The sequence below is a fragment of the Clostridium lamae genome (genome assembly GCF_033043255.1).
GTDB classification, from domain to species: Bacteria; Bacillota; Clostridia; order Clostridiales; family Clostridiaceae; genus Clostridium; species Clostridium lamae.
This window is the reverse complement of record NZ_JASCQJ010000015.1, coordinates 1-15,198: the sequence shown is the minus strand read 5'-3', so window position 1 is coordinate 15,198 and position 15,198 is coordinate 1. Positions and strand designations below refer to the sequence as shown.

Here is a 15,198-nt window from a genome sequence, read left to right as displayed (position 1 = left end):
GCTAAGCAAAACTTTAAATATATTTATGCGAAGCATATTTATTAAAAAAATCCGATAAGGATTTTTCACCTTAATTATTTCATTTTTTCATTCTATAATTATTTCATTTAAATATTATAGCATATAAAATATAAATAAAAAAATCTCACTTATAATTCTAATAACATTTCATATTGTCCAACGTAATTAGTAAATCCAATAGATAAGAGCATTTTTATAAGAGGCTCATAGTTGCTATCTACATTAAGAAGTGATAGTGTATTTGATTGCGTATTTTTATATAAATCATAGATTATATTTTTTCCAATTCCCATTTTTCTATAATGCGGATGAACAGCTATTTGAGGAATATCTCCAGTAATTTTATTTACAACTCCATAACCAATAATTTTATCAGTATCTTTTACTAAAGAGAATATAAAATTAGTAGGAGTTGATTTTATAGATTCAATAGAATTTTGCCAAGATGGTTTAATATCATTAAATTTACTTAATTCATTCCATTCATCGTCACTTAATATAGGTTTATTATCAATAAGATATGTGTTTTTAGCAGTATAGGATAATTTATCTAACTTATAGCAATCAAAGCTTCGTATAACTTTAAATCCTTGTTTTTTATATAATTCAAAAGCAACTGTATTAGTTTTTATAACTTCAAGTAAATATTGGGTAACATTGTTTTTCATGAGTTTTTTTCTTAGATTATTGAACATGGCAGTGGTTATTCCTTGATTTCTATATTCTTTAATAACACCTGTACCAGTATCGTATGCAGTTTTTTTATTATTCCAAACTCTTAATCCATTAAATATAAATCCAACTAAGATATTATCCTTAAATGCACCAATTGAAATTTTAGAATCATATCCTCTTCGTATTAACATATCCTCAAATTTTGAAAGAGGAATATCAAAATTCACTTCATAATCAGAAAAAGCTTTGACAAATGATTTGTGTAAAATATTCATAGGTATGTTTTCTAAGCTTGAGTAGGTAAACATAGTATAACCTCCTAAACAATAGTGTTTATATAATTTTATCATAAAAATAATAAGGGTGTATTTAATATGTATATTAATAGAAAATATTGACAAAAAAGTCGTGATAACATATACTTAAGTAGTATTTGGAATAAAATGTAATTCAACAAAATAAGTTGTAAATAACTACATTATTATTATAGCAAAGTATGAACTAGTATATATTCCTATAAATAATAGAGATAACTTAAGATAGAATAGTTTGACAATTAACAAACTATATAGTTATAGATAATTTATTAACTTAATAATAAATATATTTTTTGGGAGGTAGTATATATGAAACTTAGTGGTAAGGTTGCTGTAGTTACAGGTGCAAGTTCAGGAATGGGGAAATCAATTGCTCTTTTATATGCGAAAGAGGGGGCAGCTGTTGTTGTAGTTGCAAGAAGAAAGGAAAAACTAGATGAAATAGTTGAAATGGCTAAGGAATATGAAGGTAAGATAATTGCAATGCAAGGTGATGTTTCAAGAAAAGAAGATAATGAAAAAATGATTGATTTAGCTATTGAAAACTTTGGGAAAATTGATATTTTAGTTAATAATGCAGGTGTTATGGATGAAATGATGCCAGTTGGTGAAGTTGAAGATGAATTATGGGAAAAGGTAATGGGTATTAATTTAGATGGTCCATTTTATGCTTGTAGAAAAGCAGTAAATTTGATGGTAAATCAAGGCGGTGGAATTATAATTAATGTTGGATCTATAGGCGGATTAAATGGTGGTAGAGCTGGTGCTTCTTATACTGCTTCTAAATATGCATTGTTAGGATTAACAAAAAATATTGGCTTTATGTATGCTGATAAAGGTATTAGATGTAATGTTATTTGTCCTGGTGGAGTAGATTCTGAAATTGGAGTAGGTATTAGTCATCCAAGTACATTTGGATTTTCTAGAGTTAGACTAGGGATGGGAAACGTACCTAGGTCAGGATCTCCAGATGAAATAGCAACAATAGCTTTATTCCTTGCAAGTGATGATTCAAGTTTAATTAATGGAGCAGAAATAGTTGCAGATGCAGGATGGACAGCATTCTAAGAAAAAAGTGAATAGCTAATCAAATAGAGTATTATAGATATGGAATGAATAGAATAATAAGTAATTCCATATCTTTTTTATATATTATAAATTTAGGGGGAGTTAAGTATGAGACAATTTCCAACACATATAGTTGCAGTAGATGGAATTATTGAAAATGATAAAGATGAAATTCTTTGAGTTAAGAATAGAGTTAAAAATATTTATACTGTACCTGGTGGACAGGTTGAAATTGGTGAAAATCTAATAGATGCCTTAAAAAGAGAGATAAGAGAAGAAGCCAACTCCATATTTAATAAAACGATTTGATGCATATTTAAATTTTAAAGGGAATGTTAAATACTTAGAATATATTACTAAACCAGAATATGAGTTAAAAGAGAACGTTATTTTTAACTAAAGCTCAGCGATAATCGCTAGACTTTTTTAATTAAACTACTATATATGTATAAAATTGCTCTTGATAGAAAGTTACTTGCTTTAGAGTTATTTGTATCTTAAGAAATAGTTTGTAAAATATAAGTAGAATATATTTGTAAATAGTGATAATATAGTATAAGTTAAATGTATATTAATATATTATTTAATAATTTAAGTGAACTATGAATTTGTGGGGGTGATTAATATGTTAGGAAAAGATAAAAAAGATAAAAGATTTGTTATTAAAGAGGAACAAACTGTTGCATTAATTCCACTATATGTAATTGTTGATACTGAAACAGGAGTTAATTATTTAATGTCCGTTGGAGCAGGTCATAATACTATGATACCATTGCTAGATTCAGAGGGGAAAGTAATTGTAGATAAATAAATTTTTTAACTAAGATTAAATAATAAAAAATGCGCTAACCATAATAGATTGTTTAGCGCATTTTCATTTATGAATATAGTATCAGGTTGCTACTATCAGTTTTCAAAATTTAGTGTCAAATAGCGAGAAGAAAATTTCAAATTTTGAAAAAATATTAGTATATATCTATATAATAATTAGTATATAGATATATACTAATATTTTATGGAAAAATTAAAGAATATATAATGGGAGGAAGAGATATGGGTTTTAAAAAAGACTTTTTATGGGGTGGAGCAACTGCGGCTAACCAATGCGAAGGTGGATATAATGAAGGTGGAAGAGGTCTTGCTAATGTGGATGTAGTTCCTATAGGGAAAGATAGATTTCCTATTATTGCAGGAGAAATGAAGATGTTTGATTTTGATGATGAACACTTCTATCCAGCAAAAGAGGCTATTAATATGTATCATACTTTCAAAGAAGATATAAAGTTATTTGCTGAAATGGGTTTCAAGACATATAGATGTTCAATTGCTTGGAGTAGAATTTTCCCAAATGGCGATGATGAAACTCCAAATGAAGAAGGACTTAATTTCTATGAAGATTTATTTAAAGAATGTCATAAATATGGGATAGAACCTTTAGTAACAATAACTCACTTTGATTGTCCAATGAACTTAATTAAAAAATATGGTGCATGGCGAAATAGAAAGATGGTAGATTTCTATGAAAATCTATGTAATGTTATTTTTAATAGATATAAGGGATTAGTTAAATATTGGTTAACATTTAATGAAATAAATATGATACTTCATGCACCATTTATGGGAGCTGGAATATGCTTTGAAGAAGGAGAAGATAAAGAGCAAGTTAAGTATCAAGCAGCACATCATGAGTTAGTAGCAAGTGCTATAGCAACTAAGATTGCACATGAAGTAGATCCTAATAATAAGGTTGGATGTATGCTAGCAGCAGGAGATACTTATCCATATACATGTAATCCAAATGATGTTTTAATGGCTATGGAGAGAAATAGAGAAAACTATTTCTTTGTGGATGTTCAATCAAGAGGTGAGTATCCAGCATATGCACTTAAAGAAATGGAAAGAAAAAATATTAATATTAAGATGGAAGAGGGAGATAAAGAAATATTAAAGAAACATACAGTAGATTTTATATCCTTCTCCTATTATTCTTCAAGATGTGTTAGTGCAGACCCAGAAGTTAATAAGATAACAGAAGGAAATATATTTGCATCGCTTAAAAATCCTAATTTAAAAGAAAGTGAATGGGGATGGCAAATAGATCCAGTTGGACTTAGAATAACTTTAAATACACTATACGATAGGTATCAAAAACCATTATTTATAGTAGAAAATGGGTTAGGAGCTGTTGATACTCCAGATGAAAATGGATATGTAGAAGATGATTATAGAATAGAATATCTAAGAGAGCATATAAAAGCTATGAAAGATGCTGTTGAATTAGATGGAGTTGATTTGCTTGGATATACAACTTGGGGATGCATTGACTTAGTAAGTGCTGGAACTGGGGAAATGAAAAAACGTTATGGGTTTATTTATGTAGATAGAGATAATGAAGGAAATGGAACTTTAAAGAGAAGTAAGAAAAAGAGCTTTGATTGGTATAAGAAAGTTATAGCATCAAATGGTGAAGAGCTTTAATAATTAATATATAATATTAAAATAGAAGCTATTTTAAATAGCTTCTATTTTAATTTATAAAAAAGATATATAATAGTATTAATTTAAAAGATGAATATAATTATAAAGGTTATATATTAGGGGGAAATATGGAAGTATTAAGTCATGGTTGTACATTAGATTGCTTTGACTGTTGTAAATTTAATATACATGTAGAAAACAATGAAATATTAAAGATAACAGGGGATAAAAGCCATCCATTTACAAAAGGTTTTGTTTGTAAAAAAGGTCTTGCTCATTTAGATAGATTACATCATAAAGATAGAGTATATAATCCTATGTTAAAAGTAGATGGAGAATGGAAGGAAATTTCTTTTGAAGAGGCATTATTGTTAATGGCTGAAAAGCTAAATCTATATAAAGAAAAATATTCATCAAAATCTATACTATATTATGAACAATATGGTAATGGAGCATTACTTAAAAGCATGGGAGATTTATTTTTTAATTTCTTCGGAGGAGTAAGTAAGTCTAAAGGTGGACCCTGTTGGAGTGCAGGAATAAAAGCACAAACTTTAAATTTTGGAGATGTAAGAAGTCATTCACTAGAAGATATGTTTAATAGTAAATCAATATTTGTATGGGGGAAAAATCCAGCTTTTACATCAATACATACAATGCAAAGTATAAAAAAAGCAAAGGCTAATGGAAGTAAAATAGTTGTTATTGATCCTATTTACACAAAGACAGCTGAAATTGCTGATAAATATGTTAGAGTAAAGCCTAATGGTGATGGCGCTTTAGCACTTGCTATGGGAAAAGTAATAATAGAAAGAGACTTATATGATAAGAATTATCTTAGCGATTATGTAAATGGATTTGAAGAATATAAAAATTATGTGGCTACTTTAAAATTAGAAGATTTAATCGAGGCTTCTGGAGTAAGTAAAGATGATATAGAAGAATTAGTTGATTTATACACTAATAAATATTCTACAATATTATTAGGATATGGTATGCAAAAATATAAAAATGGAGGTAATACCATAAGCTTAGTAGATATATTAGGAGCTATAACTGGCCAAATTGGGTTTAGTGGCGGTGGTATAAATTATGCTAATAAAGTTTATCCTAATGTAATTAATTCTGATCCATATAATAGTGAAGAAGGTTGTGAAAATAGATTTTTTTATGTAAGTGAAATGGCAGATTTTATAAATGATTCTCTGGAAGGTAAAGATTATTATGATGATGAGAATATTTATATAAAAGAAAATAATTCAAAAAGTAAGTTAAGAAAATTTGATGTTCCTATAAAAATGGCTGTTGTTACTAAATCAAATCTTTTAAATCAGTTAGCTAACTTAAATGAATTAAAAGACGCTTTTTCTAAAGTTGAGTTTAAAGTTTGTTTTGATATGTTTATGACTGATACTGCTAAAGAATGTGATTTGTTTATTCCAACTACTAGTACATTAGAAAGTGAAGACTTAATTTATAGTTCTATGACAAACCCTTATATTATTTATAATGAAAAGGCAGTAGAACCTAAGAATAAGTTTATGGATGAATATGAATTTTTTAAAGAAGCAGCTAGAATTTTAAATATGAAAAAGTATCCTTATGTAGATAAATATAATTATATAACAAAGGTAATAGCCCCTTTAAAGAAGTATAATGATGAAATTAGTATAGAGTATTTAAAAAATAATCATTTTACTATTCACAATTCAATAGCTTGGGAAGATAAAAAATTTGAAACTGATTCAGGAAAATTTGAAATTTTCTTTAATGATAAATTGTATAAAGAAAATAATTATAATAATGAATTTACATTATTGACCAATCATACAAGAGATAGCTTATCTAGTCAACATATTATGGATAAAGAGGGGATAGCAGTTGCGTATATAAATGAAAATATGGCTAAAGAATTAAAATTATCTAATGATGAAATAGTGATATTAAAAAATAAAAATGGGGAAATAACTGTGAAACTAAATATTGATAATATGGTAGCAGATTTTGTTGTTTTAATGTATGTTGGATGGTGGGCTAAGCATGGAAATCCAAATTTTTTAACTGAATCAGGAATATCAGATATTGGTGGACAAGTAACCTATAATGAAACAAAAGTAGAAATAATAAAGAAGTAACAATCATGTAAGGAGGCTTTATGAACATTACATACGTAAAAAGTATATTTGAAGATAAAAAATTTATGAAGAAAACAATAGCAATTAGTATTCCTATTGCTATGCAATTACTTTTAAATACAGTTTTAAATCTAGTAGATACAATGATGATAGGTTCACTAGGACAAGGAACTATAGCAGCAGTAGGTCTTGCTAATAAGGTGTTTTTTGTTTTTACATTATTACTATTTGGAATAGTTAGTGGATCTTCAATATTAACAGCGCAATATTGGGGGAAAAGAGATATAAAAAATATTAGAAAAGTTCTAGGAGTTTCACTTATTATAGGACTTGCTGGCTCAATAGTTTTTATGTTAGCAGGAATTTTTATACCTAATAATGTCATGAGAATTTTTACACCAAGTGAAGGGACAATATCTATTGGAGCAGCTTATTTATCGATAGTTGCATTTAGTTATCCACTAACAGCTATTACTAATTGCTATATTTCTCTTCTAAGATCAACTAATAAAGTTAAAGCTCCAGTTTTTATTAGTGTAATTTCAATTTTAGTTAATGTGGTCCTGAATTATACTTTGATATATGGTAAGTTTGGGGCTCCAAGGTTAGGGGTAGAAGGTGCAGCAATTGCAACAGTTATAGCAAGATTAGTAGAATGTTTATGTATTTTATCTGTCGTATATATAAGTAAAGGTCCTGCAGCAGCAAAGCTAAAAGAACTAATTGATTTTAATAAGGAATTTATAAAAAAGTATTTTGTTACAGTTTCGCCTGTTATAGCTAACGAGTTTATATGGGGGCTAGGTGTGACTATGTATTCCTTAGTCTATGGAAGAATGGGAGATGAAGCAGTAGCATCAATTACTATAACACAAAATGTTGAGCAAATTTGTATTGTATTATTCCAAGGGCTTAGTTCCGCTACAGCAGTAATATTAGGAAACGAATTAGGAGCAAATAAGTTAAAAGAGGCAGAAAAACATGCGAAAAGCTTCTTTGTTATTCAATTAATGCTAACAGTAGTTATGGGAATAGTCTGTATTTTGATAAGAAGACCTCTGATAAACTTATTTTCAGTAGATAATAATGTGGCCAGTGATATTACAAAATGTTTAACTGTTTTTATATGCTATTTGCCTTTTAGAATGTTTAATTTTGTTAATATCGTTGGAGTTTTAAGAAGTGGTGGGGATACAAAAGCATCATTACTTTTAGATATGACAGGAGTTTGGTGTGTTGGAATACCTTTTGCATTCTTAGGAGGAATAGTACTTGGTTTACCAATATATTATGTTTATGCAATGATATCTATTGAGGAAGTATATAAATTTATTTTAGGATATAAAAGATATAAGCAAAAGAAATGGCTTAGAAATATAGTAGGAGTATAAATTCCTTCCTTTAGTTTTGAAGTGGCTATATATGGTTTGCGTTGACTTGGAGCAAGCGACGGAATAAGCAAACCATATATAGCCACTTTTTTATTCACCAAGGTAAGCGCTTTTAATACTTTCATCATTTAACAAATCACTGGCTTTTCCAGATAAAACAATTTTTCCTGTTTCCAATACATAAGCTCTATTTGCAATTGATAATGCCATATTAGCATTTTGTTCTACCAGCAAAATTGTTGTACCAGATTTATTAATTTCAACGATAGTATCAAATATATCTTTTACAACTAAGGGAGCAAGTCCCATAGAAGGTTCATCTAAAATTAACATTTCTGGTCTATTCATTAAAGCACGACCTATGGCTAACATTTGTTGTTCACCACCAGAAAGAGTACCAGCTATTTGCTTTCTTCTTTCTTTTAATCTTGGAAATTTAGAAAATACCATTTCCATATCAGATTTAACTTCACTTTTATTTTTCTTTAAATAAGCACCTAACTCTAAATTTTCTTTTACTGTAAGGTTGGCAAATATTTTTCTTCCTTCAGGAACATGAGATAAACCAAGAGAAACTATTTTGTGAGAAGGAACCTTCTTTAAGCTACCATCTTTATAGGTAATGGTTCCTGATTTAATAGGTTCAAGACCTGATATAGCTCTTAGTGTTGATGTTTTTCCAGCACCATTTGCTCCTATTAAAGTAACTATTTCACCTTTTTTTACTTCTATAGATAAATCTTTTAGGGTATGAATACCATCATAGTATAAGTTTATATTGTCTACCTTAAGCATATTCTAAGCCCCCTCTCCAAGATAAGCTTCAATTACCTTAGGATTGTTTTTTATTTCATCAGGTGTACCTTCTGCAATTTTCTTACCATAGTCAAGAACTACTATTTTTTCACAAATACCCATAACTAACTTCATATCATGTTCAATTAAAAGGACAGAGATATTAAATTTATCTTTTATCCAATTTATTAAATCCATAAGTTCTGCTGTTTCTTGAGGATTCATACCAGCAGCTGGTTCATCTAATAAAAGTAAAGATGGATTAGTTGCAAGTGCTCTTACTATTTCAAGCTTTCTTTGTTCTCCATAGGAAAGGTTTTTAGCAGTTTCACTAGCTTTTTTATCTAATGAGAATATTTTAAGAAGTTTTAAGCTTTCTTCTTCAATTTTTTTCTCTTCTTTTTTAAATTTAGGTGTTCTTAAAATAGAATCAAATAATGAGTAATTTATTCTATAATTAAAACTTATTTTTACATTATCTAATACTGTAAGATTAGAAAATAATCTTATATTTTGAAATGTTCTAGCTATTTTTTTCTTAGTTATATTATAAGGTTTAAGACCATTAAGATTTTCTCCAAGATAACATATGCTCCCATTAGTTGGAGTATATACACCAGTTAACATATTAAATACTGTAGTTTTACCAGCACCATTAGGACCGATTAAACCAACGATTTGCTTTTCATCAATAGTTAAATTAAATTCTGATACTGCTTTTAATCCACCAAATTCAATTGATAAGTTTGAAATATCTAACATAGTTTAAACCTCCTTTCCTTTTTTATATTTTTTGAATATTTTTAACGATAGCTCTTTATTACCTAAAAGTCCTTCAGGTCTAAATATCATAAGAACAATAAGAGCAAGAGGGTAGATAATCATTCTATATTCGGCAAAGCCTCTAAGCAATTCAGGTAAGAATGTTAATACTCCAGTGGCTATTATTGAACCAGATAGTGATCCCATACCTCCAAATACAACATAAGTTAAATAATCTATAGATTTAACAAAGTTAAAAGTAGAAGGTTGGATATATCCCATATAGTGAGCATATAATGAACCAGCTAAGCCAGCAAAAAATGCTCCTATAATAAATGCCATCATTTTATATTTAAAAGTATTTATCCCCATAGCTTCAGCAGCAATTTCATTTTCACGTACAGTAATCATTGCCCTTCCTTGAGAAGAATGAAGGATATTATATATAATTAAAACAGTTAAAACAGCAAATACAAAAGCAGTGGTAAAGCTTGTGTTTTTTGGTATGCTTTTAAGTCCTGTAGCACCACCAACGGCTTCAATATTCATTATAACAACTCTAATTATTTCGCAAAAAGCTAAAGTAGTAATAGCAAAATAGTCACCTTTTAATCGTAGAGTTGGATAACCTATTAAGGCTGCAAAAATAGCTGCAATAATAGCTCCAATTAATAATGCTATAAAAAATGGAATGTTTGCTTCTTTAGTAAGCATAGCTGATATATAAGCACCTATTGCCATAAAGCCAGCATGTCCTAAACATAATTGTCCAGTAAATCCAACTATTAAATTTAGAGAAACGGCTAAAATAACATTGATTAGTGTTAAAATAATTATTCCAGTATAATAAGGTTTAATAATTTTAGTAGAGGTAAGACTAAATAAAATTACATAAGCTAAAATAATAGCACCTAGTATTAATAAATTCTTTCTATTAAAAAAATCTTTCATTACAATCACCTACACTTTCTCATTAGATTTTTTACCTAATAGACCAGCAGGTTTAATTAGAAGTATTATTATTAATATTCCAAATACAATAGCATCTGAAAAAGTAGTTGAAATATATGCCTTAGATAAAGTTTCTAATAAGCCTATTGATAAACCACCAATTAATGCTCCAGGTATACTTCCGATTCCTCCAAGTACTGCTGCAATAAAGGCTTTTAAGCCAGGCATAACACCTATGTAAGGTGTTATGCTAGGATAGGAAATTGCAACTAAAACACCAGCAATACCTGCTAATGCTGATCCAATAGCAAAGGTAAGAGAGATGGTGTTGTTTACGTTAATTCCCATTAATGAAGCAGCTTCTATATCATAAGAAGCTGCTCTCATTGCTTTTCCAACCTTAGTTTTATAAACAATAAATTGAAGGAGAAGTACAAGGAGTGCAGAAACTGCAAACATGAATATTGTTTTCCAATCTAAATGTAGCCCTAAAAGGTTAATAGGTTTAAGGTTTATAAGCTCTGGAAAATGTTTTGGAGCTGTTCCTACAAATTTACTCATAATGTTTTGTAAAAATAATGATACACCAATAGCAGTAATTAATAATGCTATTCTTGGAGATTTTCTTAAAGGCTTATATGCAACTTTTTCTATTAAAATACCAAGTAGTGCAGAAGCAGTCATTGCTATCAATAATGTAGGTAATAAAGGTAATTCCAAAACACTTGATGCATAGAAACCAGCAAAAGCACCGATCATATAAATTTCACCATGAGCAAAATTTATAAGTTGTATTATTCCATAAACCATTGTATAACCTAATGCTAAGAGGGCATATACGCTACCTAAAGCTAAGCCATTTATTAATTGTTGTATAAATTCCATAATTACTCCTCCTTATATAAAAGCATTAAGGATTTAACTTATCAGCTAAAATTTTATTTTCACCCTCTAATTTGATAACTGCAGCACCTTTAATAGCAGATCTTTCTTCATTAAAACTAATTTTTCCAGTAACACTTTCTAGCTCTATTTTAGCTAATTCATCTTTAATAGCTGTACCATCTGTGCTGTCAGCATTTTTAATTGCTTCCACTAAAACTCTAGCAGAATCGTAAGCTAAAGCTGCAAAGGCATCTGGTTCTTTATTGTATTCTTTTTTATAAGACTCAACAAAGTTTTTAACTATTTCAGAAGTATCACCTGAATAGTAGTGATTAATATAAAGAGCACCATTAACAGCCTCTCCACCGATTTCAACTAATTCTTCAGATTCCCAACCATCTCCGCCTAAGAATTGAGAAGTAATAGAAATATCTCTAGCTTGTTTAGCTATAAGACCAACAACATTATAATAATCAGGTAATACTATAACATCAGGATTAGATCCCTTAATCTTAGTTAATTGTGCTTTGAAATCTGTATCTCCATCATTGTAAGATAAGTATTCAACAACAGTACCACCATTTTTTTCTAAAGTTTCTTTGTAAGCTTTTGCTATACCTATTGAGTAATCAGAACCAGCATTGTATAAAACTGCAGCTGTCTTCTTATTTAAATTATCTGTAGTATATTTAGCTAATATGTCACCTTGGAAAGAGTCGATGAAACATCCTCTAAACATAAATTCTCCACCTTCATTAGTAATTGAAGGTTCAGTTCCTGTAGGAGTTATCATAGGAATTTGTCTTTCTGTTGAATTTTTAGCTATAGCTAATGTAGCTCCAGAGGTAACTCCTCCTAATATAGCAGATACTTCATCTTTATCTACTAATTTATTAAATGCTTGCATTGCTCCATCAGGAGTAGCCCCATCATCTTCAAATATCAATTCGATTTTTTTACCATTTATTCCACCAGCATCATTAATCTCTTTTATAAATAAATCTGCACCTTCTTTAGCAGAATTACCATAAGTAGATGCACTTCCAGTTAATGGACCAATTCCTCCTATTTTAATTACTTCGCTGTCTGATCCAGAACTTCCACATCCAACTAAAACTGATGTAGACATCATTAATGCTAAAAGTCCTGAAAGTAATTTCTTTTTCATAAAAAATCCCCCTTTAAATTCATTGCTAACAAAATGTTAATTTAATAAACACTTTATTAATAAATTAATGTAAAATTAACAATTATAATATTGATATATTAACATAGTCAGACAAATATTACAATATAGATATTTAATGTTTTTACAAAAAATATAAAAATTGGTATGTATGGAGTATGTATACAGTTGTATTATGTAAAATAAGAGATTTATTAGATGTTGAAACTATTAATTTGAAAGCCATATATAATAATAATTAAATAAAAATAGCAACTCACATATTTGTGGGTTGCTATTATGAAGAATTATGTATCTATTCTAGTTATTTCTGTAAGAGCTTTATTTCTATAAATTAAGTCTTCACGAACAGTAAAGCCTTTTTTTTCCCAAAAGGAATTTCCTAAAATATTTTTATCAAATACTACTAAAGCAACTTTGTTTATTCCTTCTTTTTTAAAAGAAGTTAGGGCAGTATCTAATAAAATTGAAGCAATACCTTTATTACGTTTTTCTAGCAAAACTGTTACATGATAAATAAAGCCTCTACGACCATCATGTCCACCAAGTATTACACCAACGATATCATTCTCTTCTTCTGCAATAAAACAAGTATCTGGATTTCTATTTAAAAATCTGCTTATACCTTCTCTTGAATCATCAAGATTATTTAATCCCATATTAGGTGTATTTATCCATAGATTATATACACTAGTATAGTCATCCATTGACATTTTTCTTATATTCATATAACACTCTCCTTATTGTATATTTGCATAGAATTATATCATAGCTTACTTTTATGATGTAAATAAAATATATATTATTTATTGTACTATAACATAGAAGTAAGCTAAAATTATATTATCTTAGAATTAACTAAATAATTGTTGTTATTAAAATTTAAAAAGGGTGGATGTAATGAAAAATATTAAAACTGCTTTAAAGATTTCTAGTTTATTAATTTTGATTTCCTTTTTGCTTTCTATATTAATTCAAAATTATATAAAATTAGATAGTCCTGTATTTTTAAAGAATTATTTAGATGTAGATTATTATGAGTATAAAGATAGGTACTCTTTATCAGGAATTAATATTGAACTTAAGTATATTACTAATAATGGAGAAAATAAAAATGTTATATCTGTAGTGTTTGAAGAGGCTCCAGAATTAAACTTTTATGCTAGAGAAAATAATAATATAGGATTAATGCAAATGTATAATGATAGCAATTATAGTAATATTAATGTTGAAAAATATGGTTACTATAGCATCCACACTGTATATTTAGATTTTGAAATACCAAAGGAAAGTATTAAGTTAGATAATGTAATAAAGTTAAGTAAGGCAAAGATAACATTTGAAGATGGAGATTCTATAGATGTAGATTTAGGGAAAATAATATTAAGTAAGAATAGTCAAGAGGAATCGCTTTTAGAAAGACCTTCATTATCAGGTTCAAGTGATGGATATAGCCAATTATTTTATTGGGTTAAAGATTATATACAAGTTTCAAAAATTTATTCACTATTATTTGAAGATACAGAAGACTTATTTCAATATAATATTAACAAGGCAGGTAATTTAGAAGATAGAGATTTAATTTATAATGCTAAGGAAAATTTATTTTTTACATCTCAATTTAGCTATATTGATGATCCAATAAAAAAACTATATACCTATGATATAAAGCCAAATATGTACTATAAGGATAGAGAGGGTAAAGAGTATGTAGAAAGAATATATAATATCACGTATTCTCCTAATTTTAGTTTTTATAATATTTATAGATACTTAGTAGAAACGGGGGAAATATAAAATGATATTAGGATATAAAAAGATTTTTTGGGGAACTATTTTGACAATCTTTCATTTAAATTTAGGCACAATAGAAATATTACCTAATTTTATAGGATTTTTAATAATTTCAGCAGGGATAAAAGAAATATTATGTAAATATGATAATCAAAATATCAGAATGGCTTTAAAAATAAATAGGGTACAAGTCTATATCTCTTGTATTATTTTTATATCACCATTTATTATACCATCTATAGGATTTGATAAGTATTTCAATAATACTATTTTAACTACAATATGGTTTAATATAAACTACATTTTAGAAATTATATGCACAGTAAAGCTTTTAGAAGGAGCATCAGAGATTTTATCAGATAACTTTAATAATTATTGGGGAGATATATATATAAATAAAACAATCAGTTATATCTATTTAGACTCTATTGTGCTAATAGTATGCAATATAAATTTTATATTTATATCAGAATTAACAGCATTTTTAATCGCTATATATGCAATGATAATAAAGATATGGGTAGTATTTTCATTTAGGAAATTATATACTCATAAATTTGATGTGGGTTATAGATATATTAATAAATAAAAATACTTTTAGGAATAATACTTTTATAGAAGTATGGAGGTGTTATTAATGAATAAGGATATACTAGATAAATTAGAACTTAAAAATTTTGAAAATTTATCAGAAACTGATTTTAAGAAAAAAATAGTTCTAGATATGAATAAGGATTTAG

15 protein-coding genes are annotated in these 15,198 nt (G+C 27.9%); 8 read left to right on the top strand and 7 right to left on the bottom strand.

The genetic code is table 11. The annotated features are described in order from the left end of the window. Positions 1-149 precede the first annotated feature (149 nt). Entirely contained in the window at positions 150-1,004 is an 855-nt protein-coding gene (locus tag QK892_RS09125) for a GNAT family N-acetyltransferase (RefSeq protein WP_317273237.1), read from the bottom strand. Between the two features lie 318 nt (positions 1,005-1,322). On the opposite strand from QK892_RS09125, the gene QK892_RS09120 reads away from it, so the two are divergent. The 6 genes from QK892_RS09120 to QK892_RS09100 all read left to right on the top strand — a co-directional run bounded on the left by QK892_RS09120 (position 1,323) and on the right by QK892_RS09100 (position 8,085). Further along, positions 1,323-2,081, top strand: a complete 759-nt coding sequence (locus tag QK892_RS09120) for an SDR family oxidoreductase (protein ID WP_317273236.1) — start codon at positions 1,323-1,325, stop codon at positions 2,079-2,081. A gap of 201 nt (positions 2,082-2,282) precedes the next feature. After that, the gene (locus QK892_RS18425; protein ID WP_394855017.1) at positions 2,283-2,390 is read left to right on the top strand and encodes an NUDIX domain-containing protein; all 108 of its coding nucleotides are present in this window, start codon (positions 2,283-2,285) and stop codon (positions 2,388-2,390) included. Positions 2,391-2,706: 316 nt separating this feature from the next. Beyond that, positions 2,707-2,892 carry a DUF6440 family protein gene (locus tag QK892_RS09115; protein ID WP_317273235.1) on the top strand — a complete coding sequence of 62 codons (186 nt, stop codon included), beginning with the start codon at positions 2,707-2,709 and terminating at the stop codon, positions 2,890-2,892. 242 nt (positions 2,893-3,134) lie between these two features. After that, entirely contained in the window at positions 3,135-4,559 is a 1,425-nt protein-coding gene (locus QK892_RS09110) for a 6-phospho-beta-glucosidase (RefSeq protein ID WP_317273234.1), read from the top strand. Positions 4,560-4,687: 128 nt separating this feature from the next. After that, positions 4,688-6,694 carry a molybdopterin-dependent oxidoreductase gene (locus QK892_RS09105; RefSeq protein WP_317273233.1) on the top strand — a complete coding sequence of 669 codons (2,007 nt, stop codon included), beginning with the start codon at positions 4,688-4,690 and terminating at the stop codon, positions 6,692-6,694. Between the two features lie 20 nt (positions 6,695-6,714). After that, entirely contained in the window at positions 6,715-8,085 is a 1,371-nt protein-coding gene (locus QK892_RS09100; protein ID WP_317273232.1) for an MATE family efflux transporter, read from the top strand. Positions 8,086-8,175: 90 nt separating this feature from the next. On the opposite strand, the gene QK892_RS09095 is transcribed toward QK892_RS09100, so the two are convergent. The 6 genes from QK892_RS09095 to QK892_RS09070 form a co-directional block, all read right to left on the bottom strand. Next, positions 8,176-8,880 carry an ABC transporter ATP-binding protein gene (locus QK892_RS09095; protein ID WP_317273231.1) on the bottom strand — a complete coding sequence of 235 codons (705 nt, stop codon included), beginning with the start codon at positions 8,878-8,880 and terminating at the stop codon, positions 8,176-8,178. A gap of 3 nt (positions 8,881-8,883) precedes the next feature. After that, positions 8,884-9,642 carry an ABC transporter ATP-binding protein gene (locus tag QK892_RS09090; RefSeq protein ID WP_317273230.1) on the bottom strand — a complete coding sequence of 253 codons (759 nt, stop codon included), beginning with the start codon at positions 9,640-9,642 and terminating at the stop codon, positions 8,884-8,886. Positions 9,643-9,645: 3 nt separating this feature from the next. Beyond that, positions 9,646-10,593, bottom strand: a complete 948-nt coding sequence (locus tag QK892_RS09085; RefSeq protein WP_317273229.1) for a branched-chain amino acid ABC transporter permease — start codon at positions 10,591-10,593, stop codon at positions 9,646-9,648. A gap of 9 nt (positions 10,594-10,602) precedes the next feature. Beyond that, positions 10,603-11,478: a branched-chain amino acid ABC transporter permease gene (locus tag QK892_RS09080; RefSeq protein ID WP_317273228.1), complete on the bottom strand. Its 876-nt coding sequence runs from the start codon at positions 11,476-11,478 to the stop codon at positions 10,603-10,605. Positions 11,479-11,503: 25 nt separating this feature from the next. Continuing rightward, complete coding sequence (locus QK892_RS09075) at positions 11,504-12,646, bottom strand: ABC transporter substrate-binding protein (protein WP_317273227.1); 1,143 nt, start codon at positions 12,644-12,646, stop codon at positions 11,504-11,506. Between the two features lie 305 nt (positions 12,647-12,951). After that, entirely contained in the window at positions 12,952-13,392 is a 441-nt protein-coding gene (locus QK892_RS09070) for a GNAT family N-acetyltransferase (RefSeq protein WP_317273226.1), read from the bottom strand. A gap of 172 nt (positions 13,393-13,564) precedes the next feature. Between QK892_RS09070 and QK892_RS09065 the strand changes: the two genes are divergently transcribed. Next, on the top strand, positions 13,565-14,461 hold the full coding sequence (locus tag QK892_RS09065) for a hypothetical protein (RefSeq protein ID WP_317273225.1): 897 nt from the start codon (positions 13,565-13,567) through the stop codon (positions 14,459-14,461). Between the two features lies 1 nt (position 14,462). Then, on the top strand, positions 14,463-15,047 hold the full coding sequence (locus QK892_RS09060) for a hypothetical protein (protein ID WP_317273224.1): 585 nt from the start codon (positions 14,463-14,465) through the stop codon (positions 15,045-15,047). The last annotated feature ends 151 nt before the right edge of the window (positions 15,048-15,198 follow it).

What these genes read in the sequence shown, in the direction of transcription:
- QK892_RS09125 (WP_317273237.1), bottom strand. Translation starts at nt 1,004, where the DNA reads ATGTTTACCTACTCAAGCTTAGAAAACATACCTATGAATATTTTACAC.
- QK892_RS09120 (WP_317273236.1), top strand. Translation starts at nt 1,323, where the DNA reads ATGAAACTTAGTGGTAAGGTTGCTGTAGTTACAGGTGCAAGTTCAGGA.
- QK892_RS09115 (WP_317273235.1), top strand. Translation starts at nt 2,707, where the DNA reads ATGTTAGGAAAAGATAAAAAAGATAAAAGATTTGTTATTAAAGAGGAA.
- QK892_RS09110 (WP_317273234.1), top strand. Translation starts at nt 3,135, where the DNA reads ATGGGTTTTAAAAAAGACTTTTTATGGGGTGGAGCAACTGCGGCTAAC.
- QK892_RS09105 (WP_317273233.1), top strand. Translation starts at nt 4,688, where the DNA reads ATGGAAGTATTAAGTCATGGTTGTACATTAGATTGCTTTGACTGTTGT.
- QK892_RS09100 (WP_317273232.1), top strand. Translation starts at nt 6,715, where the DNA reads ATGAACATTACATACGTAAAAAGTATATTTGAAGATAAAAAATTTATG.
- QK892_RS09095 (WP_317273231.1), bottom strand. Translation starts at nt 8,880, where the DNA reads ATGCTTAAGGTAGACAATATAAACTTATACTATGATGGTATTCATACC.
- QK892_RS09090 (WP_317273230.1), bottom strand. Translation starts at nt 9,642, where the DNA reads ATGTTAGATATTTCAAACTTATCAATTGAATTTGGTGGATTAAAAGCA.
- QK892_RS09085 (WP_317273229.1), bottom strand. Translation starts at nt 10,593, where the DNA reads ATGAAAGATTTTTTTAATAGAAAGAATTTATTAATACTAGGTGCTATT.
- QK892_RS09080 (WP_317273228.1), bottom strand. Translation starts at nt 11,478, where the DNA reads ATGGAATTTATACAACAATTAATAAATGGCTTAGCTTTAGGTAGCGTA.
- QK892_RS09075 (WP_317273227.1), bottom strand. Translation starts at nt 12,646, where the DNA reads ATGAAAAAGAAATTACTTTCAGGACTTTTAGCATTAATGATGTCTACA.
- QK892_RS09070 (WP_317273226.1), bottom strand. Translation starts at nt 13,392, where the DNA reads ATGAATATAAGAAAAATGTCAATGGATGACTATACTAGTGTATATAAT.
- QK892_RS09065 (WP_317273225.1), top strand. Translation starts at nt 13,565, where the DNA reads ATGAAAAATATTAAAACTGCTTTAAAGATTTCTAGTTTATTAATTTTG.
- QK892_RS09060 (WP_317273224.1), top strand. Translation starts at nt 14,463, where the DNA reads ATGATATTAGGATATAAAAAGATTTTTTGGGGAACTATTTTGACAATC.